The organism is Roseibium sp. (assembly GCF_048260565.1).
Taxonomy (GTDB): domain Bacteria; phylum Pseudomonadota; class Alphaproteobacteria; order Rhizobiales; family Stappiaceae; genus Roseibium.
The window spans coordinates 314,267-341,068 of the sequence record NZ_JBLXGP010000004.1 but is presented as its reverse complement, the minus strand read 5'-3'; the positions used below and the strand labels follow the sequence as shown (position 1 = coordinate 341,068).

Sequence of the window (26,802 nt, the reverse complement as noted above, 5' to 3'; positions counted from 1 at the left end):
TTTGAACATGACCCTCAAAGCCCGCGTAATTCCCTGTCTCGACGTCAAGGACGGCCGTGTCGTCAAGGGCGTCAACTTTGTCGACCTGATCGATGCCGGCGATCCGGTGGAGGCGGCCAAGGCCTATGATGCGGCCGGCGCCGACGAACTCTGCTTCCTCGACATCACCGCCAGCCACGAGGGCCGGGACACGATCTATGATGTGGTGCGGCGCACGGCGGAGGCCTGCTTCATGCCGGTGACCGTCGGCGGCGGCGTGCGCACGGTGGAAGACATCCGCAAGCTGTTGATTGCCGGTGCCGACAAGGTGTCGATCAACACCGCGGCGGTGAAGAACCCGGATTTCGTGCGCGAGGCGGCGGAAAAATTCGGCTCCCAGTGCATCGTCGTCTCCATCGACGCCAAACAGGTGAACGCGGAAGGCGAGCCGGAGAAATTCGAGATCTTCACCCATGGCGGGCGGACGCCGACCGGCATCGACGCCATCGAATTCGCCCGGAAGGTGGTCAAGCTGGGCGCCGGCGAGCTGCTGGTCACCTCCATGGACCGGGACGGCACCAAATCGGGGTATAATATCGCCCTGACCCGGGCAATCGCCGATGCGGTGCCGGTGCCGGTGATCGCGTCGGGCGGCGTCGGCACTCTCGATCACATGGTGGAAGGCATTCGGGACGGACATGCCACCGCCGTTCTGGCCGCCTCTATCTTCCATTTTGGGGAATACACAATTCATGAAACAAAGGCGTATATGAATGACGCCGGTATCCCCATGCGCCTCGATGCGTGACCGGTCCGCTTTCAGATTCGGAAAAGACTAGACGAATGACGAATTTCACTCTGGCCGATCTCGACGCAATTATTGCTGCACGTGCGAACAGCGACGATGAAAAGTCCTATACGCGCAAGCTTGTCGGCAAGGGCGTGGCCAAATGCGCCCAGAAACTCGGGGAAGAAGCTGTCGAAGCGGCGATTGCCGCCGTTCGGAACGACAAGGATGAATTGACGGGGGAAGCCGCGGACGTCCTCTATCACCTGCTGGTCGTCCTCAAGGTGGCCGATGTGCCCCTTGAAGACGTGATGGCGGAACTGGCAAGCCGGACCGGACAAACCGGTCTCGAAGAAAAGGCGTCCAGGCCTCAAGACTGATTGTGGGGCCGACGGATCTCGGGCAGCACGGACTGCAACTGCACATGGATCAGAAAGTAGCTGCGAACGGAGACATGGACCTGTCTCCCTATCGGGTTTTTACCGAGAAGGAATGGGCACGCCTGCGCGCCGACACGCCCATGACGCTGACGGCGTCCGAAGTGGCGGAACTTCAGGGCCTCAACGATCCCATGTCCATCGAGCAGGTGGAGAAGATCTATCTGCCGCTATCGCGCCTCTTGGCCTATTACGCCGAAGCCACCGTCAGCCTGCACCAGGCGACCCAGAACTTCTTGGGGCTGTGGGACCACAAGACGCCGTTCATCATCGGCGTCGCCGGGTCGGTTTCTGTCGGAAAATCAACCACGTCACGCGTGTTGCGCGCGCTTCTCGGCCGCTGGCCGGCGAGCCCGAAGGTCGACCTGATCACCACGGACGGGTTTCTCTATCCGAACGCGGTGCTGGAAGCCGAAGGCATCATGCACAAGAAGGGCTTTCCGGAGAGCTTCGACCGGCCGCGGCTTTTAAAATTCCTGTCCGACATCAAGGCCGGCAAGCGCCACGTCCGGGCACCGGTCTATTCCCACTTCTACTATGACGTCATGCCGGGACACACGGTCACGGTCGACACTCCGGACATCCTGATCGTCGAGGGCCTGAACGTGCTGCAGACCCGCGAGTTGCCCAAGGATGGACGCGCGGTTCCGTTCGTGTCCGATTTCTTCGATTTTTCCGTCTATATCGACGCGGACGAAGAGCTTCTGGTGAGCTGGTACGTAGAGCGCTTCATGCGGCTGAGAGAAACCGCCTTCCGCGATCCCAGCTCCTATTTCCATAAGTATTCGCGGATCTCCGACGAGGAGGCGCTGCAGACGGCCCACCAGATCTGGAACGACATCAATCTGGAAAACCTGCGCGAAAACATCCTGCCGACGCGCCCGCGCGCCGACCTGATCCTGACCAAGGATGCCAGCCATCGGATCGCAAAGGTCGCCCTGCGCAAGATCTGATTTAACCGGTCAAACGAAAAAAGCCCCGCCGGGACGGGCGGGGCTTTCGCTTTTTCGAACCGTGAGATCAGGCGGCGGACCGCTTCCTGACTTCTTCGAGGAAGGTTGCGACCTGCGTCTTCAGGGAATCCGCGTTTCTGTGCAGTTGTTTTGCAGCTTCATCCACCGTTTCTGCGGTATTGCGGGTATTTTCCGCAGCCTCTGCGACGCTTTCGATGCTGGTGGTGACCGCCACGGTGCTGCGGGACGCTTCGGTCGCATTGACCGCGATCTCCTGGGTCGCAGCTCCCTGCTCCTCGACGGCCGCGGAGATCGAATGGGCGATCTCGTTCATCTGATTGATGATTTCGGTCACGGAGGAGATGGCGGTTGCCGCCGTCTGGGTTTCGCCCTGAATTGCCGAAATCTGACTGGAAATCTCCTCGGTCGCCTTGGACGTCTGGGTCGCGAGTTCCTTGACCTCGGCGGCGACCACCGCAAAGCCCTTGCCGGCTTCGCCCGCCCGGGCGGCTTCGATGGTTGCATTGAGGGCGAGAAGGTTGGTCTGCTCGGCAATCGCCTGAATGAGCGTGACCACCTCGCCGATCCTGCCCGCGGCCTCCGACAGGCCGTTCATCCGCTCATTCGTCGAACCCGCTTCGGATGCGGCTTTCGCCGCGATGTCGCTGGAAGCGTGCACCTGGCGGCTGATTTCATTGACCGAAGCCGACAGTTCCTCTGCAGCAGCTGCAACGGTCTCGACATTGTGGGCGGCCTGGGACGATGCGTTGGAAACAAGACCGCTTTGCTCGTTCGTATGCGCCGCGCCCCTGGTCATGTCCGCGGACGCGTCCTGCAGGCTTTCAACCGAGGTTTCAATGATACTCATCATTTCCATGATCTGGCGGTCGAATTCCCCGCTCAGATCCTGGATTTCCTGGCCGCGGCGCGCGGCATCCTTCTGAACGGCAAGCTGTTCCTCTTCCAGGCGTTTCCGGGCATTTTCATTGCGGACGAAGACTTCCATGGCAGCGGCCATCTGGCCGATCTCGTCACCGCGGTCGGCGCCGGAGATCTCGATATCGCTGTCACCCTCGGCAAGGCTGTTCATGTTGCGCGTCAAAGCCGAGAGCGGCCGGACAGTGTTGCGTACCGCAAAAATTGCCACAATGGCCGAAAAGGCCGCGCCTACGAGAATGATCAGGACCACGAGCCCGGCATGCTGCCAATAGGCGGTGTTCAGATCATCGATATAAACGCCGGAACCAAGCATCCAGCCCCACGGCTCGAAGGACGTACCCCAGCCGTATTTGTCCACCGGTTCGGTGCCACCCGCGCGAGGCCACTGATAAAGCAGGTAGCCGCCACCGGCTTTCGCCGCGGCGACAAGACCGTCGATAATGCGAACGCCATTGGCATCGACCAGATCGCTAAGGTCCTTGCCGATCAGATCGGCCTTTACATGAACCAGGGTAACTGAATCATAGTCGAAGACGAAGACATAGTTGTCGCCCTCGAACCGCATGGCCCCGATAGCCGCCTTGGCGGCTTCCTGGGCATCTTTCCGCGAGAGTTCTCCGCTGACTTCCTTCTCGTGATACGCCGCCGCGATCGAGACCGCCGTTTCCGTTATCTGAGAAACCTTCGCCAGTCGCTCATCCAGCATTGTCGAATAAAGCGATGAAAGGCTGATACCCACAATGACGATTGTAAAAACAAATACCGTCACTGCCGGAAGCGCAATTTTCCACGCGAAGGGCCAACGTGCAAAGGACATGATTCGAACACCTTGTTTCCGGGTTTCGAAAACAAGAAAGTCCCGAATGCTTTAAAAAGGCATTAAAAATAGCGTGTCGTAGCGTCTTTACTTATAAAGTAACGCTGATGATTTGTTATTTATACCTATTAAACACGCCACCTCTGATAATTTTTTGCTGTCGTTACACCATAGAAGAGAACTCCTACCCAGGTCTTTTCCAACGGAATTCAGCGATTTGAATCGGCGCGCAACGAAGCATAGGTTTTCCGATATCGCCGCAGGAATATCTCAAGGCGCCTCGAGATTTCGCACCAAAAATCGTTCGGCGCGGCGCCAGCTCTCGTCGGTATCTCCGCGGAAATTGAGTTCCCGCTTCTGCGCGACAGCCCTTTGCGGCACGTCGACGACCTGAACATACATCCGCATGATGAGTGTCGAGGTCTTCACGATCGAAACGAAAAGCGCCTTGTCGGCGCCGGTTGCCGCCGCAATATCGAGCAGACATTGCGGCTCTTCCACCGGGCAGGCAGCTGCCACGTCCTGCGCCGGGATCATCACGATCTTGCTGTAGCGATCTGCAAGGTCGCGTTCCAGGGCCTTTTTGACCGCATCTATTCTTTTGCCATGCGCGATGCTCTGGTCCGTAACCTCCCCGGATGTGTCGAGCATCTTGACAGGCATGACGCCGAGGGTCGTCGCAAATGCAGGGACAGCAAAAACAAGAGCCGCCAATGTCAGAAAAATACAGCGCAACGACAGATCCTCCCGTCCATCGGTGCACTTTAGCGAATTGCGCGTGACTGTACAATCAGCCGCCTCAACCTCAAGTTTATTCCCGAAAGACCCCGGGTTCTGAGGTTACCTTATCGCTTTGCGCAGAAGACATCCGCCAATCCGGGACGGGACCAGGTCGCATTTTGCGGATCACCCTTCAGGATCTGTCCCTGGCCCGCATAGTAAAAACCGTTACCCTGCCGGGTCAGGGTGGCAACGCCATATCCCATCTCGGCGACGGTCGCGGTGCGCCCGTCGGGCGAGAAAGTCACATGAAGGTCCACGCCCGCCGTGCAGAGATAGTCGGCCTCATTTCCCGTCCCGGTTTGCGGACCAATGGAGTAATTGCCGTCCGAAGGCTCGAAGCCTCCGCCGACATCACCGGGCGGAATTGGACCGGCAGGCGGCGTTTCGCCCGGAAACCCCAGATTGGGGTTCGGCGCCAGAGGTTGCTGAACGCCTTTGATCACCACCTCCCGATAGGGTGTTCGTGTGACGAAAATGCCCCTGCATTCACCCGATGCGGCACGGACCATCCAAGCGTGGGTGACATAGGTCTGCTGTTCCAGAATCTGGCCGGGTTCCAGACGGGCGTAAGGCCGCTCCCCGCCCGAATAATCGATCCAGTGGACTTCGACCGGCTCGCGGCTCAGGTTGCGGAATACGATCTGTCCTGGCCTGACCCCTTCGACGGACCGGATCCGGCCGAGTTCGCTGCAAGGCACGTCCGCACCTGCTTCCTCGACGGAGTTGATCGGGATTCCATTGTCCGAGACGATCTGTTGCGGCGTACCGCAGGTGGCCACGAACAGCTTCACAGGATTGGCGCTACCCTTGAGCGACACCGAATAGGGCGGCACGCCTTCAATCTCGATGCGGATTTCCGCTTCCCGGATCAGCGTCTCCCAGAGCGGGTCCGTCATCGGTACGACGGCCTGCGGGAACGACTGGCCATACTGGTTGCTGGTCGAGGACCCGACAGCCTCATAGGTCTGGTCGAAGCCGCCTGCACTCACCCGAACCATCTGATAGGCCCCCTCGCGGGTATTCGCGGACGTCTGGCTGAAAACGATAGTCGCATTACCGGATTGCGTCTGACAGACCGCGAAGAAGTCGTTGTCGTCGGTTTGAGGCACGCCATGGGTCAGGGTCGTCCTTGCGCCGGGAAGGTTTCCGGGCACCGCGTCCCAGACCCGGTCTTCGGAAGGCGTTACGACGAAATCCTGCTGTGACGAGACAATGCCGGGAACATCGGAAGGCGTGTCCGCAATATCCGGGCCCTGGCCCGGCTGTGTTTCCGACCCGAGCACCGGAAGATCCTGGCCGACCACACCGTCCTTGGAAAAGACATCGTCGGACGCCGGTTCCGCTGTCTCGTCGGGCGTCAGCGGCTCGAAGGAATCGGTCTTGCGGCCGGATGCGGTATCGTCGCCGGTGCCGGACGGCGTTGCCGTATCGGTGTTGTAGGCAGGCGTTACCGTTTCGTCGGACTGTTTCGGCGCATAGACCTGGCCTGCCGTTCCCTCGATCACGCGGGCACTGCCGGGTTTTCCATCCGATGCGACATCCACCGTCAGAGTATTGCCCGAACAGATGTTGACCTTCCGGTGAAGAACACGGCTGTTTTCCAGCGTTACCTCAAGATCGGTCTCGCATGGCGGCGGTGTATCCGCACTGCCGAGCGTATCCACGATGACGCCTTCATCGTCCCGGTTGATGATCGGCTTATACCGCTTGCCGAGGGTGATCGAACGGATGGAGGGTTTCGGCGGAACCACGTTGATCCGCATAGTTTCCGACGGGGATTGGGCATGAAGCTGCGTCGTGGCCAGGGTTGCGCATACAAAAGCACCCACCGCCAACGCCGAAGTCAGTTTCGAAACCGTCTGGTACAAGGGGCCGGCAGCCTGCAGCCGCATGGGCAGTCTCCGTGGATCGCCAGATTCAGGACCGTCAATTTGCCGGGTACTTAGTCAAAATGGCAAGGGAAGGGCAAGAATCTTTCGGGGTTCTTTCGGGATTTGCAAATTCAACGCGGTGCGCGTTTGGCCAGAATGCGCTGCAACGTCCGGCGATGCATGTTCAGCCGGCGCGCCGTTTCCGAAACGTTTCGGTCGCACAACTCGTAGACACGCTGGATATGCTCCCAACGGACACGATCCGCGGACATGGGATTTTCAGGCGGCGGCGCTTTCTCCTCCGGCTTGCGCCCGAGGGCGGCGGCAATATCGTCCGGATCGGCCGGCTTGGCGAGATAGTCGACCGCTCCAAGCTTCACCGCAGTCACCGCCGTTGCAATGTTGCCGTACCCGGTCAGGATGATCGCCCGGGAGTCCGGCCGTCGCTGGCGAATGGCTTCGATCACATCCAGTCCGTTTCCGTCTTCAAGGCGCATGTCGACGATTGCAAATGCGGGCGCATGGGCGCCGACCTTGGCGACCGCTTCGCGTACGCCATCTGCCGTTTCCGTCGTGAAACCGCGTTTTTCCATTGCACGCGCAAGGCGCTGCTGGAATGCCTTGTCGTCATCGACAATCAGAAGACTTTTGTCCTCGACATTTTCCATCCCGAGTGCTGGGTCGGACATTGTAACGATCCCGTTTTTGTTGTTCGCATCTGAGTTGGGACTACGATGTCTTCCCGGACTCCATTTAATGCGAAACCTCTATGTATCAAACTTTATGCCGGGAAAAATCAGGTGCGTCCATATTGTCAAGAGATTCTATCGCACTGCGCGGCCATGTCACACGGATATGGGCGCCATGTTCGGGCGGTGCCCGGTTCTCCACGAACAGCTTGGCGCCCGTGCGTTCAAGCAGAGTCTTTGCGATAAAAAATCCAAGCCCGAGCCCACCGCCGGTCGACCGGCGGCCGGGGATCATGCTGCGGACCGAAACATATGGGTCGCCGATCTTTGTCAGGACTTCCGGCGCGAAACCCGGTCCATCGTCCCGGATCGAAACGCTGACCGCGCGTGCATCCCAGGTGGCAGAGAGTTCCACGCTTCTTTCGGCAAAATCGATGGCGTTCTCCACGATATTGCCCAGTCCGTAGCGAATGGCCGAATTGCGCGACCCGATCGGCTCGGGCCCGTCGCCTGCCGATTTCACCGAGATCTCGGCGCCAAAGCCGCGCAGAGGTTCGGCAACCTCCTCCATCAGTTGCGACACCGGCATGCGCTGGAAGGTCCTGTCCTGGTCGCTGGAAAGCGATTTGAGCTTCTGCAGAATTTCCCGGCAGCGCTCGGATTGGGACCGGATAAGGGCGATGTCCTCCGCATACTCACCATCGGCCGGAAGTTCGTCGGTGAGTTCCTTGGCGACCAGATAAATGGTCGCCAACGGCGTTCCGAGTTCGTGGGCAGCGGCCGTCGCAAGTCCGTCCAGTGCGCTCAGGTGCTGTTCGCGCGCCATGACCAGCTCCGTCGCCGTGAGGGCGTCGGCAAGCTGGCGGGCCTCCTCGGCCACACGGAAGGCATAGGTCGCCATGAACCCCAGCGAGGAGACCAGGGCGATCCAGACGCCGATGGAATAGACCAGGGGCAGTGTGAATTCCTCGGGCCCAGGCCAGGGCAGGGGAAGGTGAAAGACGGCAAGAAGGCTGGCGCACAGGGTTGCCAGCACCCCGAGCTTGATCGTGTTGAACGCAGAAAGCCCCGTCGCCGACACCATGACCGGCGCAAGCAAAAGGAACGCAAACGGATTGCCGAGCCCGCCGGTCAGGAACAAAAGGCCGCTCATCTGCAGGACGTCATAAGCGAGCTGAAACGCGGCCGTTCCTTCCGATATCCGCAATGGCGAGGGGTAGTAGATCTTCAAAAAGACATTCAGCCAAGCCGACAACGCCACCAGAAAAAAGGCGATTCCGATCGGTAGCGGATAGCCGAGGCCGATATTGACCACCAGCAGCGCGGCCGTCTGTCCGGCAACGGCGAGCCAGCGCAGGCGGACCAGAGTATCGAGCTTCAATCTGCGGTGCGGCAGGGGCGTGGCGGTGTCGAACAATTCAGGCATGGCTTCCCTTTTGAAGCGCTTTCCCGCATCTGGCAAGATCGTTGCCCTTGTCTGTTGCGGCCCTAAGTGGTAGCCACCCGGAAAAAGAAGCTGCGCGGCGCCGCGGGCCGCCAGCCGGGTGTTCCGATGTTTGGCACCTGTCAGTCCGACCAGCTCCGCGAAACGGAATGAGACACGATGACCGATACGAATGATGCGGGTGCACAGCCGCAGCCGGAAAACGCACAAGCCGCTGCCCCGGGCATGAATATCCTTGGCCAGTACATCAAGGATCTCTCGTTCGAAAACCCGAATGCACCCATGTCGCTGCAACAGGGCGAACAGCCGAAGCTCGACATCAACGTGAATGTCAACGCCGCCCCGCTTGGCGAAGACCAGTTCGAGGTGATCCTGACGTTGAGCACCAAGGCCGAGCGCCCCGACATGGTGATGTTCGCCGTCGAACTCGTCTATGCAGGCGTTTTCCGCATTACCGGCGTGCCGCAGGAGCACATGCATCCGTTTGTGATGATCGAGTGCCCGCGCATGCTGTTCCCGTTCGCGCGCAGCATCCTGGCCGACGCCACCCGCAATGGCGGTTTCCCGCCGCTGCTGCTCGACCCGATCGATTTCGCGCAGCTTTACCGGCAGAACATGGCCCAGCAGGCGGCCACCCAGCAGGAAAAGCCGAACTGAGCCGACAAGTCGGTTCAACAGGCCGTTCAAACTGCCAGACTTTCAGAAACCGCGGTGCCGGAAGGCGTCGCGGTTTTTTGTTCAGGCGTCTTCCAGCAAATCCGCCCAGGTCTTCGGATGGTCGCCATGGAGCGGGTTCTTCGGCGAGCGCCTGTAGCGGACGGTTTCCATCCGGAACGAGCGGGCATCGAACATCATCAGCCGCCCGACGAGGCTTTCGCCGACGCCGGTGATCTCCTTGATCACCTCCATCGCCTGCATGGTGCCGATGATGCCGGTCAGGGCACCGAGCACGCCGGCCTCGGCGCAGGTCGGCAACAATCCGTCGCGCGGCTTTTCCGGAAACAGGCACCGGTAGGAGGGGTTCGGATTGCCCTCCGCATCGGTCTCGAACGGCCTCAAGGTCGTGATCGAGCCATCGAACTGGCCGACAGCGGCCGTGACCAGCGGCTTTTCGGCAAAATAGCAGGCGTCCGACACCAGATAGCGGGTGGTGAAATTGTCCGACCCGTCGGCGACGATGTCGTAGTCGGAAACAAGCGCCATCGCATTGTGGCCCGCGATCCGCGTCGGATAGGGCTCGACCTTCACGTTCGGATTGAGCCTTGCGATGGCTTCAGCGGCGCTTGCCACTTTCGGTTCGCCTAGCTGATCGGTGTCATGGATCACCTGCCGCTGCAGATTGGACAGTGAAACCGTGTCGTCGTCGACAATGCCGAGGGTTCCGACGCCCGCGGCCGCCAGATACTGCAACAGCGGCGCGCCGAGGCCGCCGGCGCCGATCACCAGCACGCGGGCGTTCTTCAGCTTCTGCTGGCCCGGGCCGCCGATCTCCCGCATCACGATGTGGCGGGCATAGCGCTCCAGTTCGGCAGGTGTCAGCATGGGTTCTTTCCCGATCAATCAATTCAGCGGCGGATCCCTATCATATCGGATCGCCGGCCGCCTTGTGCAAACAGGCCATTCCACCCCGGATTCGGCTACCCCAGGATCCGGCTGACCAGCTTGGCCGTGTAATCCACCATCGGGATCACCCGGGCATAATTGAGGCGCGTCGGACCGATCACTCCCAGGACACCGACGATGCGCTGGTCCCGGTCACGGTAGGGGGAGACCACCAGCGAGGAACCGGACAGGGAAAAGAGGTTGTTTTCCGAGCCGATGAAAATCCGCACCCCGTCGCCTTTTTCCGCCAAGCCCAGAAGCTGGATCAGATCGCGCTTGTTTTCCAGATCGTCGAACAGAAGCCGGATCCGCTCCAGATCCTCGGCGGCCTCCAGATCGGTGAGCAGATTGGACCGGCCGCGGACGATCAGGGTGCCCGGGTCGTCCACACCGGCGCCGCTCCACAAGGCGAGGCCCGCGTCCACCACCTTACGGCTCAGGACGTCGAGTTCGGCCTGATCGGCTTCCCGGACCTTTTCCAGTTCCTTGCGCACTTCGCTCAGTGTGCGACCGTGGAGATGGGCGTTCAGATAGTTTGTCGCCTCCACCAGAGCGGAGGCCGGAAGGCCCTCGGGCAAATCGATGATCCGGTTTTCAACCGACCCGTCCTCACCGACAAGAACGGCCAGGGCCTTGAGCGGCTCGATCCGGACGAACTCGATATGCTTCATGCGCATGTCGGTCTTGTGGGTCAGGACCACGCCCGCACCGCAGGACAGGCCCGACAGCATCTGGCTCGCCTCGGTCAGCACCTGTTCGGTGGTATTGTAATTCTGTGTCGCCCTGACCTGCACGTCGATCCGCTGGCGTTCCTCCTGGCTCAGGTCTCCCACTTCCAGAAGCGCGTCGATAAAGAAGCGAAGGCCGATTTCGGTCGGCAGCCGTCCTGCACTGGTGTGTGGCGCATGCAGAAGGCCCATATGCTCCAGGTCGGCCATGACGTTTCGGACCGAAGCAGGCGACAGGGACATGGACAGACTGCGCGACACATTGCGCGAGCCGACCGGCTCTCCGGTCTGAAGATAGGTCTCCACGATCGACCGGAAGATTTCGCGGGACCTTTTGTCAAGATCGCTCAGGCTCAAGGCCGTTCTCTCCGTTATTGCACCTGCCGGACCCGTTTGACCGGTCCGGGCGACGTTCCTCATAAAGATATAGGCGCAAAATGGGTCCGTTGCACAAGCAGGACTTTACCTGTCTTGGCTTGAGGGTCTACAAGGCGCGCAAGAGAACGGGGCGTTCCGCTTCGAAACCTGCAAATGACGAGAGGTCCTTGATGCGTCCGTCCAAACGTGCTGCCGATGAGCTGCGAGCCATCACGCTCGAACGCGGCGTTTCCAAACATGCCGAAGGTTCCTGCCTGGTGAAGTTCGGCGATACCCATGTGCTATGCACCGCCAGCCTGGAAGAGCGCGTGCCGCCGTGGCTGCGCGGCCAGCAGCGCGGCTGGGTGACGGCCGAATACGGCATGCTGCCGCGCGCTACCGGCGACCGCATGCGCCGCGAGGCAAGTGCCGGCAAGCAATCGGGACGCACCCAGGAGATCCAGCGCCTGATCGGCCGCTCGCTGCGCGCCGTCGTCGATCTGGAAGCGCTCGGCGAATGCCAGATCACCGTCGACTGCGACGTCATCCAGGCGGACGGCGGCACCCGGACGGCCGGGATCACCGGCGCCTGGGTCGCACTGCGCGACTGCATCGAATGGATGAAGGCCCGCGACATGGTGAAGAAAGATGTCCTGAAGGATCACATCGCTGCCATTTCCTGCGGCATCTACGAAGGCGCGCCGGTTCTCGATCTCGACTACGCGGAAGACAGCACGGCGGAAACCGATGCCAATTTCGTCATGACCGGATCGGGCGGCATCGTCGAGATCCAGGGCACCGCGGAAGGCGCTCCCTTCTCCGAAGAGGAGTTCGGCCAACTTCTGGGACTTGCCAAGAAGGGCGTCAACCGCCTGATCGACCTGCAGAAAATGGCAATCCTCTAAGGACCGCTTCATGTCTCACCGCAAACTCGAGCCCGGCAGGCTGGTTGTCGCCAGCCACAACAAGGGCAAGATCCGCGAGATCAACGAGCTTCTGGCCCCTTACGGCTTCGACGTGGTCTCCGCCGGAGATCTCGATCTGCCGGAACCGGAAGAAACCGGGCTGACCTTCGAGGCCAACGCGGAACTGAAGGCGGTTGCCGCTGCCACCGCCTCCGGACTGCCGTCGCTTGCAGATGACAGCGGCTTTTGCGCCGAGGCCCTTGGCGGCGATCCGGGGATTTATTCCGCACGCTGGGCAGGCCCGGACAAGGACTTCACCATGGCCATGCGCAATGTGGAGGAACTGCTTCAGCAGAAAGGCGCGACCACGCCGGACAAGCGCCGTGGCTCCTTCGTTGCCGTCCTGTGCCTTGCCTGGCCGGACGGTCACCGGGAGTTTTTCCGCGGCGAAGTGGAAGGCCAGATCGTCTGGCCGCCGCGCGGCGAGAAGGGGTTCGGTTACGATCCGATCTTTCAGCCGGACGGTCATGAGCGGACATTCGGGGAAATGACCTCGGAAGAAAAGCACGGCTGGTCGCGGGAAACCCGGGCCCTCTCCCACCGGGCCCGTGCGTTCCAGCTGTTCTCCAAAGCCTGCCTGGAGACTTGATGCCGCAACCGTCGAATAGCCCCCAGGCTAAAGGACCAACCAAAGCGCCCGATGGCGGGTTCGGGATCTATGTCCACTGGCCGTTTTGCGCGGCCAAGTGCCCCTATTGCGACTTTAACTCCCACGTCCGCCATCATGCGATCGACCAGGACCGCTTCGTCAGGGCCTTCGAGCGGGAGCTTGCCTATTTCGCAGAGAGGACCGGCGGGAGGACGGTGGAGTCCATCTTTTTCGGCGGCGGCACGCCTTCCCTTATGGAACCTTCCACCGTCGGACGGATTCTCGACAGCATCGCCGGTCATTGGTCCATGGACGCCAATGCCGAGATCTCCATGGAAGCCAATCCGTCGAGCGTGGAAGCGGATCGCTTCAGGGGATACCGGAGCGCCGGGGTCAACCGCATGTCGCTCGGCGTCCAGTCCCTGCATGACCGCGACCTGAAACTTCTGGGCCGCCTGCACGATGCCAAAACCGCCCTCAAGGCGATCGACACGGCCCGCTCGACCTTTCCGCGCCTGTCGTTCGACCTGATTTATGCCCGCCCGGACCAGACCGTGGACGGCTGGCGGCAGGAGCTGGAACAGGCGATTGCGCTTGCCGCCGACCACCTGTCGCTTTACCAGCTGACCATTGAGGAAGGCACGCCCTTCTTTGCGCTTTATAAGGCCGGCAAGCTGAAAGTTCCGGATGCGGATCTGGGTGCGGAATTCTACGCCCTGACCCAGCATGTCACCGAGGCCAACGGGCTTCCCGCCTACGAGGTCTCCAACCATGCGAAACCGGGCGCCGAATGCCGGCACAACCTCGTTTACTGGCGCTATGGCGACTATGTGGGCGTCGGACCCGGCGCCCATGGCCGGATTTCCGTCGGAGCCACGAAACGCGCCACGGCCACCGAGCGCTATCCCGAAACCTGGCTGGAAAACGTGGAGACCAGAGGCCACGGGATGGTCGAAAACACCGGGCTGAGCGAGGAAGAGCTGGGCGACGAATACCTGCTGATGGGACTGCGGCTTGTGGAAGGGGTGGATCTGGCCCGTTATGAGGCCCTTGCCCACCGCTCCGTCGACCCGAAGCGGCTTTCCGACCTTCTGGAACACGGAATGGTGGAACGCCTGGGGGATAACCGCGTGCGCGCCACACGCGAGGGGTTTTTTGTCCTCGATGCTGTGGTCGCCGATCTCGCCGCTTAATGGCTTGTTATCCGGTTCGGATGTATCTGATAGCAGGCTGTTTATCATGACAAATTTCCGTTCTGCACTGCAATGCAGCATGCCTCCTTTCTCTTCACTGCAGCTAAAGCCTTGTTTATGCGCCAAAAGTCGTAGAACTTAACGGTATTGATAGGTCCCACTGCTTCGTCCTATTCTGTTGCGATGCAAAAGCGGCGTCGGCGTCCAATGGACGGGACGGGCAAGCAAGGAGACGCAAGTGTCTTATTATCAGCTCTATGAAATGAACCATGCAGTGATGGGGCCCGTGCGCGCGGCCGCTGATATGACACGGCTCTATTTCCAGAACCCGCTTAATCCGCTCACCCATACGCAAATCGGCAAGTCGGTCGCCGCCGGGTGCGAGGTCCTGGAACGCATGACCCGGCGCTACGGCAAGCCGGAATTCGGCCTGAACGAAACCACTGTCGGCGGCGTCAAGGTCCCGGTCCATGAAAACGTCGTCTGGAAACGGCCCTTTTGCGACCTGATCCACTTCGAACGCGCAACCTCCGCCCGTCCCAAGGATCCGAAGATCCTGATCGTCGCGCCCATGTCCGGCCACTACGCGACGCTGCTGCGGGGAACGGTGGAAACGCTGCTGCCGAGTGCGGAAGTGTTCATCACCGACTGGATCGATGCCCGCATGGTTCCCATCCAGGAGGGCGACTTCGACCTGGACGACTACATCGACTACATCATTTCCATGCTGCACTTCCTCGGTCCCGACACCCATGTGATCGGCGTCTGCCAGCCGTCGGTACCCGTGCTGGCGGCCGTTGCCGTGATGGAAGGCCGCGATGACCCTTATGTGCCGTCGACCATGACCCTGATGGGCGGGCCGATCGACACCCGCGTCGCGCCGACGGCGGTGAACGATCTGGCCATGTCCAAGGGGATCGACTGGTTTCGGAACAATGTCATCATGACGGTACCGTTCCCGCACCCGGGCTTCATGCGCAGGGTCTATCCAGGCTTTTTGCAGCTTACCGGTTTCATGAGCATGAACCTGGACCGCCATATGACGGCGCACCGCGACTTCTTCCAGCACCTGGTGGACGGCGACGGCGACAGTGCCGAAAAACACCGCGATTTCTATGACGAATACCTGGCGGTCATGGACCTGACGGCGGAATTCTATCTCCAGACGGTGGAAACCGTCTTCATCGAACACGCCCTGCCCATGGGCACGATGATGCATGGCTCGACCTCGGTCGATTGCTCGAAAATCCGCCGCACGGCGCTGCTCACCGTGGAAGGCGAGAAGGACGACATCACCGGCCGCGGCCAGACAAAGGCTGCACATGCGCTCTGCACCAACCTGCCGGACGACATGAAAGCCCATTACGAACAGCCGCGCGTCGGCCACTACGGCGTCTTCAACGGCTCGCGCTGGCGGGCCGAAATCGCGCCGCGGGTTCTGGATTTCATCCGCTCCAACCGGGGTGGGGAAATGAAGCAGGCAACAAGCAAGCCGGTTCAGGCAAAGACCGCTCCGGCAAAGACCGCTCCGGCGAAAGCCGCTGCCGCACCGAGCCCGGCGAAAAAACCCGCAAAGAAACCGTCAGCCAAGTGCGACGACCTCAAGGCGATCCTGCTGAGCAAGCCGGACGGTGTCGCCGACGACCTGAAGGCGATCACCGGTGTCGGCCCGAAGCTGGAGTCCGCTCTCAACGAGGCCGGGATCTTCCATTACTGGCAGATCGCCAGCCTGACCGAGAAGCAGATCGAAGCCCTCGACGCCAAGCTCGATTTCCGGGGGCGCATTGCGCGCGACAACTGGATCGACCAGGCCAGGAAACTGTCTGAAGCCGTCAGCTGACGCTTCCTGGACTGTTCAGCATTTCCGATCGATTGAGCCCGATTCCGGACGAAACCGTTTCGCCTGGATCGGGCTTTTTATTTTCCCGATTAACGTAGCGTCTCATTTTCCCTGTGGCGTTTCGACCTGATCCGGGCAACTTCGTAGCCCGTTTGATCCAGATCAAGGCCGCCGAAGCCTTCAAACCACAAGGAGGGTGCGGAGGTGACGTTATGATCAACATTTTCATCGGTTACGATCCCCGCGAAGCTATTGCCTACCATGTCTGTTCAAACAGCCTCGTGCGGCACTCAAGCGAAGTCCTTGCCATCACGCCATTGGCGCTGAAGAATCTCGAGAGCTATCAGGAGACCCACAGTGACGGGTCCAACCAGTTCATCTACAGCCGGTTCCTGCTGCCTCATCTCATGAATTATTCCGGATGGGCGCTTTTCATGGACGGCGACATGCTGCTGCGCGACGACATCGCCAAGCTTTGGGCGCTCAGGGATGAGTCAAAAGCCGTGATGTGCGTCCATCACGACTACAAGACCAAGGCGACGACCAAATATCTCGGTTCGACGAATGCCAACTACCCGCGCAAGAACTGGTCGAGCGTGGTTCTGTGGAATTGCGGCCATCCGGCCAACAGGGTCGTCACCCCCGAGTTCGTCATGAACTCGACCGGCGCACAGCTACACCGGTTTACCTGGCTGGAAGACGATCTCGTCGGCGAAATTCCAAAAGTCTGGAACTGGCTGCCCGATGAGTTCGGCCCCAACCCGGACGCCAAGCTGCTGCACTGGACCCTGGGCACGCCGTGCTTCCACGAATATGCGACAGCGCCCATGGCGAGCGAATGGCACCGGGAAAAATTCCTGAGCGATTTCAGCCTGCAACGCGTCATCGACGGTCCTTTCGAGGACGAGATCGCCACCCCTGCGACAAGCGTGGCAGCGGAATAACCGGCGACTGACGGCCGAACCGAATACGCCGTTCCTGCCGGACCTCCCGCAGGAACGGCCTGTGTTTGTCGACATCATTTTCCGGGCCAATCCGGCATCCGGCCCCGATCACATTTCCGCACGTTTCCTTGAATGCATGGCGATCGCCCCCCACCTGTACCAAGTGGATGTCAACCATGGATAGGACAATGACGACTGCAAGCTGTTCGATCAAACCTGCCTGGACTCCGGTGACCATCGGATTGATGGTGCTGGGTTTCGTGGTCTTCTGGCCGCTTGGCCTTGCCATGCTGGCCTATATCCTGTGGGGCGATCGCTTCCACGGAATGGCGCGCGATGCGCGTGACCAGTGGCGAGCAAGCCCCTTCAAGGGAGCAATGGATAACATGGCACAGGGAACGGCCTATGGCCGGACCGGCAACGTGGCGTTCGACGATTACCGCGAACGTGAACTGAAGCGGCTGGAAGAAGAACGCGCGAAGCTCGACACGATGCGTGCGGAATTCGACGATTTTCTCCGCGAGTTGCGCCGTGCCCGCGACCAGGAAGAGTTCGACCGGTTCATGGCGAACCGCGGACGGACCCCGGGCGCCGACCCGGCCTGAAGGGCCTGACCCTTCCCGACACCGACCGAGAGCGGCGCCCCAAAGCGCCGCTTTCGTCCGTTTGGAAGGCAGTTTAATCTTCCGTGATCATTCGATTCGTCCCACGTAGTTAAAGCCCGGACCCAAATGCTTCTGCGCGTGCGCAAGAAATCCCTGCCGGACCATATCGAGCTTCAGGCGAACGGCATGCCGCTGCGCATCCGGCTGAGGGCGGACCCGCGCGCCAGACGTTATCTGTTGCGCTTGCCGTCCGATTATTCCGGTCCGGTGCTGACCGTGCCGCGCGGCGGCGATCTTCAGAGGGCCGAACGATTTGCCCGCCAGCATATCGGCTGGCTGCTGGAGCGGATGGAGGCCCGGCCGGACCATGTGCCGCTGTTGCCTGGAAACATCATTCCCTTGCGCGGACAGGATCACCGCATCGTCCCGACCGGAAAGCTGCGTGGACTGGTCGAGCCGGTCCGGAATGGCGATGACCACCCGGAACTCCTGGTACCTGGCGCCGAGGAGCACATGCCGCGCAAGCTGATCACATGGCTGAAAGGCCAGGCGAAGGCGGACCTGAGCACCGCGGTCACCCTGCATGCGGCGAAAATCGGCAGGCCGGTGAAGGCGATCTCCATCCGGGACACGAAAAGCCGCTGGGGGTCCTGTGCGTCGAATGGCAGTCTGTCCTTTTCCTGGCGGCTCATTCTGGCGCCGCCGGAGATCCTGGACTATGTCGCCGCCCATGAAGTGGCGCACCTGCGGGAAATGAACCATTCTGCGCGCTTCTGGCGGATTTGCGAGGAACTCGCCCCGCATACCCGACAGGCCCGCGCCTGGCTGAAGGAAAACGGCCAGAGGCTGCACGGATACGGATAGAATATTCCGCAAGACAGACGCCTCTCAGGCCGTCTCGGCCATAACCCAGTCCCGGTAATCCGGATTCACGAATTCCACCGGAACGCCCAGGATGCTCGGGGTCTCATAGGGGTGGATGGAGCGCACGGCTTCGACAATCTTGTCGAACAGATCTTCCCGCGTCTTCACGACCAGCGGAATTTCGGGCTCGAATTCCACATTGCCCTTCCAGCGATAGCTGCTTTCGACCGGCTGATGCTTGTTGGCGCAGGCCGCCAGCCGCAAGTCGATCAGGGATTCGGCAATGCTGTCGGCGGTTTCATCGTCCGGGCAGTTGATCCAGATTTCCAATACACGCATGCGGGACCTCGGTTCGATCAGGTTAGCCGCCGAACAGCGACTTGAGCAAATTGAGCGGTCCGCGCGGGCGCCTGTCGTCTTCGGCGGATCCGCCGTTTTCGCCCACGTTGCCGGGCGGAACGGGCGCTCCTGCCTTGGCCACCGGAGTTGCGACGCTGAGGGCCGGATCGGGAACGCCCGAAAGGCTTGCGACCGGCAGGCCTTCATGCTCCTTTTCCATGGTGTTTTTCCAGATCAACGCCGGCAAAGATCCGCCCGTGGCCTTTTTGGTCGGCGAGTTGTCGTCGTTGCCGAGCCAGACCGCCGTGGTGAGATTGCCGGTGTAACCAATGAACCATCCGTCGCGGAAGTCCTGGCTCGTGCCGGTCTTGCCGCCGGCGGGACGATGATCACCGAGCTGAGCCTTCTTGCCGGTTCCGGTCAAAAGCGTTTCCGACATCATCGCATTCATCTGGCGGACGTATTGTCGGTCGATGACCCGGCCGGGTCCGTCGCCCTTGCGCGAATAGAGCTGTTTGCCGTCCACCGTCTTGATCCGGCGGATGATGTGGGGGAGAACGCCATAGCCGCCATTGGAGAAGGGCACATAGGCGCCGGCGATTTCCAATGGCGTGACTTCGGAGGTCCCGAGCGCAATCGACAGGTTGGGCTTCAGGTCGGAGGCGATGCCAAGCCTTTTGGCGGTGTTGGCGACAGTCTTGGGTCCGACTTCATAGGCCAGGCGGGCCGCCACCGTGTTGAGCGACATGGCGAGCGCCTGGGTCAGGGTCACCGGGCCATAGTATTTCTTGGTGTAGTTCTGCGGCGTCCAGTCCTTGAAGCGGATCGGCTGATCCTGACGGACGGTTTCCGGGGTCATGCCGGATTCCAGGGCGGCCAGATAGACGAAGGGCTTGAACGCAGAGCCGGGCTGCCGCCTGGCATAGACGGCGCGATTGTACTGGCTCTTGGCATAGTCGGCGCCACCGACCATGGCGCGGATCGCGCCTGCGGTGTCGAGCGTGACGACGGCTCCCTGAGAGACGCCGTACTTCGTCCGGTTTTCCGAAATGGCCTTGCGCAGGGCATCCTCGGCCGCGTGCTGCATGTTCAGGTCGATGGTGGTGTCGACAATGATGTCGCCGTCGAAGGAGCCGACGTAATGGGGCAGCATGTCCATGACGTAGTCGGCGGCGAAGTTTTCGCTGGCCGTCACGTGGCGGCGGACGGCCGTTGCCGGTGAAGCCAGAGCGCTCGCCGCTTCCTTGTCGGTGATAAAGCCTTCCTGGCTCATGGCCGTCAGTACAAGCTGGGCACGGGCTTCGGCCAGATCCGGGTTGCGGGTCGGAGAATAGCGCGATGGCGCTTTCAGGACGCCGGCCAGCGTCGCGGCTTCGGCGACGGTCAGAAGCCGTGCGGACTTGCCGAAATAACGCCGGGCGGCCGCATCGATGCCATAGGCACCGGACCCGTAGTAGACCCGGTTCAGGTACATCTCCATGATCTCGTCCTTGGAGAATTTCGCCTCCAGCCAGATAGAGAGCACCAGCTCCTGCACCTTGCGCTTCAGGGTCCGGTCCGGCTCCAGAAACAGGTTCTTGGCAAGCTGCTGGGTCAGCGTGGAGCCCCCCTGGACCAGATTGCCGGACGTCAGATTCACGTAGACCGCCCGGACAAGCCCGACCGGATCGAGGCCGAAATGGGAGCGGAACCGGCGGTCCTCAATGGCAATGACCGCGTTCGGCACGTAAGGCGGCAACTGCTCGAGCCGGACCGCCTCGCCGCCGGTGTCGCCCCTGTTGGCGATCAGCGCGCCGCTGGCAGAGACGATCTTCACATTGGGCGGACGCGCAGGAACCTTCCATTCGGAGGTCGGCGGCAGATAGGCGGCGTAGTAGCCGATAAAGCCAACCGCGAATATGCCGGCCCAGATGCCGAGAACGCAGCCCCAGTAGAAGGCACGTTTCATGAACCGGGCAGCACCGGCCCCCATCCGGGACCTGAAATTCCTTTTCCGCGAGGACGACCTTCTGCCTCCGCCACCACCCTTGCGCGTCTTGGCGCCGGTCCGGCGGGCGGGCTTCTGGTTCGCCGACTTCTGGCTGGCAGCTTTCTGACGGGATTTCGCCGGCGCCTTTTTCGGCTTCGGCGCGGATTTCTTGGCCGCAGGCGCCGCTGCACGATCCCGCGCCGAAGGGCGCAGGTTGAGCATGCCGCCGCGATCGTCGCCGAAGATCGGCTCGATCCGCTTTGCGCTTTTCGCCTTGCGTGTCATGGCACACGAACATCCCGTACTGACCACCGGCATTTCTGCCGTTGGTCCCCGCAATGACCATAGATTGCGGCAATTTAAGGGGGCGTTAAGGCTGCGACCCAATGGGACCTCGATGGGAGGCTTCAATGGGGGTCTTCAAAGGGAGGACGGCAATGGGCGCTGGCAGGGGCCGTCAAAAGCGGCTAGGACAGATGCTGAAAACCAATTGGGAGAACGGTTACATGGCCAAGGCCTATTGGGTCGCCCGCGTCGACGTGCAGGACCCGGATGCTTACAAGAACTATGTCGCGGCAAATGCGGAGGCCTTCAAGAAATACGGCGCCCGCTTTCTCGTGCGCGCAGGCCGGTTCGAAACCATGGAAGGCAGCTCACGGTCCCGCAACGTGGTGATCGAATTCGACAGCTACGACCAGGCCATGGCCTGCTACAAATCGCCTGAATATGCCCGGGCAAAGGCCCTGCGCGATGCCGCCTCGGAAGGGGATCTGGTTATCGTTGAAGGCTACGACGGACCGCAGCCCACGGACTGAATATTTCCCTGCGACATACGCGGACGTCGGTCCGATGGCGTGTCTGGTTCAAGGATCAGGCCGCGTAACGGCTGGCGTCCGCGCCGTAGTAATTCACATAGCGGGAATTCAGTTCCGACACCGGCATGATGATCAGCACGTCGGTCGTTCCGAACTGGTGATCGACCACGGCGCCGTCGCCGATGAAGGCCCCGAGGCGCAGGTAGCCCTTGACCAGGGGCGGCAGGGCACGCAACGCCTCCTTCGGATTGACCCCTTCGGCCGGCAGGCGGTTCATCTCCACATAGCGCTCCGGCAGGGCGGCCGCGCGCCAGTCTTCCGGCGCCCGGGCATTGTGGTGCAGGAAGGCAAGCTGACCTGCGATGGAATCCGGATTGGTGCCCTCGATCGAGGCGCAACCGAGCATGACGTCGATCTTGTGCATCAGGATATAGGACCAGATACCGTGCCACAGCAGCTCGACCGTCTTCTTGTTGCGGTAGGGCTTGAGCACGCAAGAGCGGCCGAGTTCCAGGAACCGCTTGCCCGGATTGGCGTCGATCAGCTTCTGGATGTCGAATTCGCCGGACGTATAGAAACCGCCGTGTTGATCGGCAATCTCCTGACGCAGCAGGCGGTAGGTGCCGACGATTTCCGGCTTCAGACGGCCAAGCTTGTTGCGCTTCAACGAAGAATGATCGACCACCAGCATGTGATCGCAAAAGGCGTCATAGGGGTCAGCATCCCGGCGGGTCGCCAGGGTCTGCGCATCCGCAATGGCCGACATTTCCTCGTAAAAGACCTTGTAGCGGAGCCGCTGTGCCATTTTCACTTCGCGGAAACTGCGGGCGAGGCGCACCTCCAGAGATCCGATCCGGCCGAGGCTTTGCCGGAAACGCAGCACGTCCAGACCGGCGGCTTCCGACGGCAGTCCGACGGAGCGGATCTGCATCGGCAAACCTGCCGGTGCGATTTTTTGAACGAGTTTCCTCGGCGAAAACATGCCCGACCGCATCATGGATGTTCGGCCCCTATATCGTTGTTTCCAAAAGCCGCAAGTGTTCACGCCTTGAACTCTGTTTCACTTGCGGTTTTGACTTTGCCGCGACAGTAGCTGCGAGAACGCTGCAACTATAACTGATCCTGCCGTAAAACACATTTTTCCGACAATTGGATGACACTTGATCTATTCAGCAGGATTGCCGCCCTGTTTCTCCCGTTTCCTTATCACAAATGACGGGGAACGTCTGCCCAAATCGGGCACGACGCGAATCAGAATTCCGCGAGGTGGCGGCCCCTTCAGATTTTCAGGCGGGTGAGGGCATCGCACAGGGCATCCGCCGACAGCGGCTTGGTCAGATAGCCCGCGGCGCCCTCTTTGGCGGCCTTTTCGCGTGCGTCGCGCATGACATCGGCGGTGACCATCAGGATCGGCACCGGGGGCTTGCCGCTCTGCATCTCCTGTTCGCGGATCTTGCGGATGGCGCCGATCCCGTCCAGGCCCGGCATGTGCAGATCCATCAGGACCGCATCGAAATCGGTCGACGCGGCCGCCTCGACCGCCTTTTCGCCATCCGTCACAACGGTCGGCTCGTGACCCAGCTTACGCAGCAGAGCCTCGCTCAAAAGGCGATTGATGTCGTTGTCTTCGGCCACAAGCAGCCGGAGCGGGCGGACCGGCGTCCTGCCACGGAGGACTTCCAGATCGCCTGAATGGGTTTCGGCACCTGCTTCCCACAGGTGTTGATCCGGACCGGCTTCCTCGAGGAGGCCGCCGATGACCTGGTTCAAGGTTTCGTTTCGCACCGGCCGGATCAGGTAGGCGGCGAAGCCTGCTTCGCGCAGGCGCTTCAACCGGTCCCGCTCAGGCGGAGCAATCATGACAACGGCCGGCGCCCGGCATCCCGCCAGACGCGCGCTGACCAGCCAGCCGCCGCTGTCTGCAACCGAGGAATTGTCGATCATCACCAGATCGGCAGCCGCCATGTATTCGGTCAGGTCCGCGGATCCGGGCTTCCGCAACACCACCTCGGCGCCTTCGAATTCCAGCCGCTCACGCAGAAGCGCGCCTTCCAGTCCGCTTGCGCTGACGATCACGATCGACTTGCCCGCAACGTTCGAGGCGGTCGCCGTATCCCGGAAGACAAGATCTTCCGGCACCGGCACGACCACCTTGAACACGGCGCCCCTGGATTTTTCCGAGGTCGCCTCGATCGATCCACCCATCAGGCGGATCAGGCGCTGCGCAATCGCAAGGCCAAGCCCGGTCCCGCCGAATTTCCGCGCCGGGCCATGATCGACCTGTTCGAATTCCCGGAACAGGCGATCGGCCTCCGCCTTGTCGAAACCGATGCCGGTGTCCATGATGGCGAATTCGAGAAAACTGCCGCCGTCCGGGTTGGGGCGACCGTCGACCCGGATGGCCACGCCGCCCTCATCGGTGAACTTGATACCGTTGCCGGTCAGGTTGAACAGAATCTGGCGAACGCGGCTGGCGTCGAGGGTAACGGTTTCCGGCAGGCTCGGATGGAAGCGGGCTCCGATCTCAAGGCCCTTGGCCTGGGCCTTGGGCGCCAGCAGTTCCACCACGCTTTCAATTAGCGGCGCCAGGCGCACGGGTGCCGCCTGAATTTCCAGCTTGCCGGCCTCCACCTTGGAAAAGTCCAGCACTTCGTCAATCAGCATGAGGAGCGTTTCGCCGGAGGTTTCGAGCGCCTCGATATAGGCCGTCTGTTCCCGGGTGAGCCGCGTATCGCGCAGGAGGGATGCCATGCCGAGCACCCCGTTCAGGGGCGTTCGGATTTCATGGCTGACGGTCGCCAGGAAGCGGGATTTCGCCTCGTTGGAGCTTTCCGCCGACTGGCGCGCGGCCAGGAGTTCTTCCTCGATCAGCCTGCGCTCGGTGACGTCGCGCAGGACCGTCTGCGTCAGGGGCTGGTCGCTTACGGTATCGCGCACGCTGACGTCAAGGCGGGAAAACCAGCGCGGTCCGTCCACCGTCTGCAGATGAAGATCGCCGAAGGCGATGCCGTGCTCCGATGCCTTTTCTTTGGACTTGTCGCCATCGCCGAGGACCGGCAGACGCAGCGGTTCGCCGAGGACCGGCGCATGATCGGCCCCGAAGGTTTTGGCAGCGGCCGCGTTCGCAAAAACCACCGAGTTGTCGGCATCCCGGCGCACCACGATATCGCCGAGCGCGCCGAGGATACTGGCGTTGCGTTCATCGGACTCACGCAGTTCCCAGGTTCGGTCTTCCAATTCTTCGCAGCGCTGCATCAGGCGCCGGATCTTGACGTCCCTGACCGCAATGGCCGCCCCGTCACGCGCCTTGTCATCGGCAAATAGCCGCCAGACCGCCATGCCGCCGGCGAAAAACGCCAGGCAGACAGAGGCGAGCCGCGTATAAGGCCCGCCGCCGAGCAGCAAAAAGGCGCCGATCACCCCGGCGACGGCGCAGATCACCGCAAGATGCATCAGGGTTCTGGAGGGTGACCCGACAGCAGAGACTTCGGCCCCGTCCGTATCCTGCCGGGGCTCGTGTCCCGTTTTGGTTTTCAGAGTCCCTTTTAGGGCTTCAGCCCGCGATTGCGCCGCTTCGGGCCTCCCGATCTGATCATCGGAAACCGGCTCCGCTTCGGACGGCTTCACCCTCTGCCGGGCACGGCTTTCGTTCTTCAGGACCAAGACGGATACTCGCAACTAACGTCAGTGTCCCGGTCAGGATTGCCGATAACCTTTGATAAACCGTTTCCTGATTGAGGTTTTTGGCGTTTTTCACGCCGCCTGACGCGCCAGGTCCTCACCGCGGTAGCTCAGGGCTTCCGCCAGATGGATCCGGCCAACGGTGTCCACGCCGTCGAGATCGGCGAGGGTCCGGGCGAGTTTCAGGACGCGATGGTAGCCGCGGGCACTCAAGGCGAGCGTTTCGGCCGCCTCGCGCAGAAAGGCCAGACCCTTGGCGTCGGGGGCGGTGATCTGTTCGACGACGGAAGCCGGGGCCTGGGCGTTGGTGGTGGCGCTGACACCGAGTGCCCGGAAGCGGTCGCGCTGGATTTCGCGGGCGGCGGCCACCCGTTCGGCGACCGTTGCGGAGGGCTCAGAGGTGCCCGGGCGGATCAGGTCGGCGGCGGTGACGGCTGGAACCTCGATCCTGAGATCGATCCGGTCGAGAAAGGGGCCGGAAATACGGGCCTGGTAATCCGCCGCGCAGCGGGTGCCGCGCCGGCACTGGTGGCCGGGCTCGCCCGCATGGCCGCAGCGGCAGGGGTTCATGGCGGCGACGAGCTGGATGCGGGCCGGGTAAGCGACCCGGTGATTGGCCCGGGCGATGACGGCCTCGCCGGTTTCCAGAGGCTGGCGCAGACTGTCGAGCACCTGCGGCGTGAATTCCGGCAGTTCGTCCAGAAAGAGCACGCCGTGATGGGCGAGCGAAACCTCGCCCGGTTTCGCGCGCATACCGCCGCCGACAAGGGCGGCCATGGAAGCGGAGTGATGCGGCGCGCGGAACGGACGCCGGTCGGAAAGACGCCCATCTGCCAATTCGCCTGCAAGCGAGGCAATCATGGAGACTTCCAGCAGTTCCTTCGGCTGCAGGGGCGGCAGGATCGAGGGCAGGCGGCTTGCCAGCATGGATTTGCCGGAACCGGGAGGACCGACCATCAGGAGATTGTGCCCGCCGGCAGCGGCGATCTCGAGCGCGCGGCGCGCAGTTTCCTGACCCTTGACCTCGGCCAGATCCGGCAGACCGGCCGGCGTGCCCTGGAGTTTCGGCACCGGCGGCGACAGCACCTGTGTGCCCTTGAAGTGATTGGCGAGCTGGATCAGGGAGCGGGGTGCCAGGATGCTCATGTCCTCCGCCGCCCAGGCCGCTTCCGAACCGCAGGCGGCCGGGCAGATCAGGCCTTTTCCCAGAGCATTCGCGCCCATGGCGGCGGGCAGAACACCTGCGACCGGCGCCAGCATGCCGTCGAGGCCGAGTTCGCCCAGGACCACATAGTCGGCAAGCATGTCCGCCGGAATGGCGCCGATGGCCGCCATCACGCCCAGCGCGATCGGCAGATCGTAGTGGGAGCCTTCCTTGGGCAGATCGGCCGGGGCCAGATTGACGGTCACCCGCTTGGCGGGCAGCGCCAGTCCGGAGGCATGGAGCGCGGAGCGCACCCGTTCCCGGCTTTCGGCCACCGCCTTGTCCGGCAGGCCGACGATGGTGAAGGCGACCATGCCCGGTCCGATTTTCACCTGCACATCCACCGGCAGGGCCTCGATGCCCTGAAAGGCCACTGTCGTTACCCGGCTGACCATATCCCGCCCCTTC

The 26,802-nt window shown here is 61.6% G+C and carries 24 protein-coding genes; 12 read left to right on the top strand and 12 right to left on the bottom strand.

Going from position 1 to position 26,802, the window contains the following annotated elements:
- Positions 1-7: 7 nt before the first annotated feature.
- Genes hisF through coaA form a run of 3 tightly spaced genes read left to right on the top strand, consistent with a single transcriptional unit; the run spans position 8 to position 2,156 of the window.
- The gene (gene hisF, locus ACN0SO_RS12530; RefSeq protein ID WP_417678105.1) at positions 8-787 is read left to right on the top strand and encodes an imidazole glycerol phosphate synthase subunit HisF; all 780 of its coding nucleotides are present in this window, start codon (positions 8-10) and stop codon (positions 785-787) included.
- A gap of 35 nt (positions 788-822) precedes the next feature.
- Positions 823-1,146: a phosphoribosyl-ATP diphosphatase gene (locus tag ACN0SO_RS12525; RefSeq protein ID WP_417678103.1), complete on the top strand. Its 324-nt coding sequence runs from the start codon at positions 823-825 to the stop codon at positions 1,144-1,146.
- 44 nt (positions 1,147-1,190) lie between these two features.
- A complete protein-coding gene (gene coaA, locus ACN0SO_RS12520; protein WP_417678101.1) occupies positions 1,191-2,156 on the top strand; it encodes a type I pantothenate kinase in 966 nt (321 codons plus the stop codon).
- Between the two features lie 67 nt (positions 2,157-2,223).
- On the opposite strand, the gene ACN0SO_RS12515 is transcribed toward coaA, so the two are convergent.
- The 5 genes from ACN0SO_RS12515 to ACN0SO_RS12495 form a co-directional block, all read right to left on the bottom strand.
- Positions 2,224-3,912, bottom strand: a complete 1,689-nt coding sequence (locus ACN0SO_RS12515) for a methyl-accepting chemotaxis protein (RefSeq protein WP_417678099.1) — start codon at positions 3,910-3,912, stop codon at positions 2,224-2,226.
- A gap of 270 nt (positions 3,913-4,182) precedes the next feature.
- Positions 4,183-4,647: a DUF2380 domain-containing protein gene (locus tag ACN0SO_RS12510; RefSeq protein ID WP_417678097.1), complete on the bottom strand. Its 465-nt coding sequence runs from the start codon at positions 4,645-4,647 to the stop codon at positions 4,183-4,185.
- Positions 4,648-4,757: 110 nt separating this feature from the next.
- Complete coding sequence (locus ACN0SO_RS12505) at positions 4,758-6,587, bottom strand: hypothetical protein (protein WP_417678095.1); 1,830 nt, start codon at positions 6,585-6,587, stop codon at positions 4,758-4,760.
- A 110-nt stretch (positions 6,588-6,697) separates the two neighbouring features.
- Entirely contained in the window at positions 6,698-7,255 is a 558-nt protein-coding gene (locus ACN0SO_RS12500) for an ActR/PrrA/RegA family redox response regulator transcription factor (protein WP_346893075.1), read from the bottom strand.
- An 85-nt stretch (positions 7,256-7,340) separates the two neighbouring features.
- The gene (locus tag ACN0SO_RS12495; protein WP_417678092.1) at positions 7,341-8,681 is read right to left on the bottom strand and encodes an ActS/PrrB/RegB family redox-sensitive histidine kinase; all 1,341 of its coding nucleotides are present in this window, start codon (positions 8,679-8,681) and stop codon (positions 7,341-7,343) included.
- 177 nt (positions 8,682-8,858) lie between these two features.
- Here ACN0SO_RS12495 and secB point away from each other — a divergent pair, with 177 nt between their 5' ends.
- On the top strand, positions 8,859-9,356 hold the full coding sequence (secB, locus tag ACN0SO_RS12490; protein WP_417678090.1) for a protein-export chaperone SecB: 498 nt from the start codon (positions 8,859-8,861) through the stop codon (positions 9,354-9,356).
- Positions 9,357-9,437: 81 nt separating this feature from the next.
- Here the strand turns inward: secB and ACN0SO_RS12485 are convergent, their stop codons facing one another.
- Together ACN0SO_RS12485 and hrcA are read right to left on the bottom strand one after the other, a co-directional pair.
- Positions 9,438-10,241: a HesA/MoeB/ThiF family protein gene (locus ACN0SO_RS12485; RefSeq protein WP_417678088.1), complete on the bottom strand. Its 804-nt coding sequence runs from the start codon at positions 10,239-10,241 to the stop codon at positions 9,438-9,440.
- A 95-nt stretch (positions 10,242-10,336) separates the two neighbouring features.
- Positions 10,337-11,386: a heat-inducible transcriptional repressor HrcA gene (gene hrcA / locus ACN0SO_RS12480; protein WP_417678086.1), complete on the bottom strand. Its 1,050-nt coding sequence runs from the start codon at positions 11,384-11,386 to the stop codon at positions 10,337-10,339.
- Positions 11,387-11,577: 191 nt separating this feature from the next.
- On the opposite strand from hrcA, the gene rph reads away from it, so the two are divergent.
- The 7 genes from rph to ACN0SO_RS12445 all read left to right on the top strand — a co-directional run bounded on the left by rph (position 11,578) and on the right by ACN0SO_RS12445 (position 18,386).
- Positions 11,578-12,291 carry a ribonuclease PH gene (gene rph / locus ACN0SO_RS12475; RefSeq protein WP_417678084.1) on the top strand — a complete coding sequence of 238 codons (714 nt, stop codon included), beginning with the start codon at positions 11,578-11,580 and terminating at the stop codon, positions 12,289-12,291.
- A gap of 10 nt (positions 12,292-12,301) precedes the next feature.
- Complete coding sequence (gene rdgB, locus ACN0SO_RS12470) at positions 12,302-12,940, top strand: RdgB/HAM1 family non-canonical purine NTP pyrophosphatase (RefSeq protein ID WP_417678082.1); 639 nt, start codon at positions 12,302-12,304, stop codon at positions 12,938-12,940.
- On the top strand, positions 12,940-14,133 hold the full coding sequence (hemW, locus tag ACN0SO_RS12465) for a radical SAM family heme chaperone HemW (RefSeq protein WP_417678080.1): 1,194 nt from the start codon (positions 12,940-12,942) through the stop codon (positions 14,131-14,133). Before rdgB ends, hemW begins: the two co-directional genes overlap by 1 nt.
- A gap of 238 nt (positions 14,134-14,371) precedes the next feature.
- Positions 14,372-15,973, top strand: a complete 1,602-nt coding sequence (gene phaZ / locus ACN0SO_RS12460; RefSeq protein ID WP_417678078.1) for a polyhydroxyalkanoate depolymerase — start codon at positions 14,372-14,374, stop codon at positions 15,971-15,973.
- A gap of 212 nt (positions 15,974-16,185) precedes the next feature.
- The gene (locus tag ACN0SO_RS12455) at positions 16,186-16,917 is read left to right on the top strand and encodes a glycosyltransferase (RefSeq protein WP_417678076.1); all 732 of its coding nucleotides are present in this window, start codon (positions 16,186-16,188) and stop codon (positions 16,915-16,917) included.
- Between the two features lie 188 nt (positions 16,918-17,105).
- The gene (locus ACN0SO_RS12450) at positions 17,106-17,522 is read left to right on the top strand and encodes a DUF2852 domain-containing protein (protein ID WP_417678074.1); all 417 of its coding nucleotides are present in this window, start codon (positions 17,106-17,108) and stop codon (positions 17,520-17,522) included.
- A gap of 126 nt (positions 17,523-17,648) precedes the next feature.
- Positions 17,649-18,386 carry a M48 family metallopeptidase gene (locus ACN0SO_RS12445; protein ID WP_417678072.1) on the top strand — a complete coding sequence of 246 codons (738 nt, stop codon included), beginning with the start codon at positions 17,649-17,651 and terminating at the stop codon, positions 18,384-18,386.
- A 24-nt stretch (positions 18,387-18,410) separates the two neighbouring features.
- On the opposite strand, the gene cutA is transcribed toward ACN0SO_RS12445, so the two are convergent.
- Together cutA and ACN0SO_RS12435 are read right to left on the bottom strand one after the other, a co-directional pair.
- A complete protein-coding gene (gene cutA, locus ACN0SO_RS12440) occupies positions 18,411-18,725 on the bottom strand; it encodes a divalent-cation tolerance protein CutA (RefSeq protein WP_417678070.1) in 315 nt (104 codons plus the stop codon).
- A gap of 22 nt (positions 18,726-18,747) precedes the next feature.
- The gene (locus ACN0SO_RS12435; protein WP_417678068.1) at positions 18,748-20,979 is read right to left on the bottom strand and encodes a transglycosylase domain-containing protein; all 2,232 of its coding nucleotides are present in this window, start codon (positions 20,977-20,979) and stop codon (positions 18,748-18,750) included.
- A 221-nt stretch (positions 20,980-21,200) separates the two neighbouring features.
- On the opposite strand from ACN0SO_RS12435, the gene ACN0SO_RS12430 reads away from it, so the two are divergent.
- On the top strand, positions 21,201-21,509 hold the full coding sequence (locus ACN0SO_RS12430; protein WP_417678230.1) for a DUF1330 domain-containing protein: 309 nt from the start codon (positions 21,201-21,203) through the stop codon (positions 21,507-21,509).
- Positions 21,510-21,564: 55 nt separating this feature from the next.
- On the opposite strand, the gene ACN0SO_RS12425 is transcribed toward ACN0SO_RS12430, so the two are convergent.
- The 3 genes from ACN0SO_RS12425 to ACN0SO_RS12415 form a co-directional block, all read right to left on the bottom strand.
- The gene (locus ACN0SO_RS12425) at positions 21,565-22,506 is read right to left on the bottom strand and encodes a GNAT family N-acetyltransferase (RefSeq protein WP_417678066.1); all 942 of its coding nucleotides are present in this window, start codon (positions 22,504-22,506) and stop codon (positions 21,565-21,567) included.
- A 281-nt stretch (positions 22,507-22,787) separates the two neighbouring features.
- Positions 22,788-25,172 (bottom strand): response regulator, encoded by a 2,385-nt coding sequence (locus tag ACN0SO_RS12420; protein WP_417678064.1) that lies wholly within the window; start codon positions 25,170-25,172, stop codon positions 22,788-22,790.
- A gap of 90 nt (positions 25,173-25,262) precedes the next feature.
- On the bottom strand, positions 25,263-26,789 hold the full coding sequence (locus ACN0SO_RS12415; protein ID WP_417678062.1) for a YifB family Mg chelatase-like AAA ATPase: 1,527 nt from the start codon (positions 26,787-26,789) through the stop codon (positions 25,263-25,265).
- Positions 26,790-26,802 lie beyond the last annotated feature (13 nt).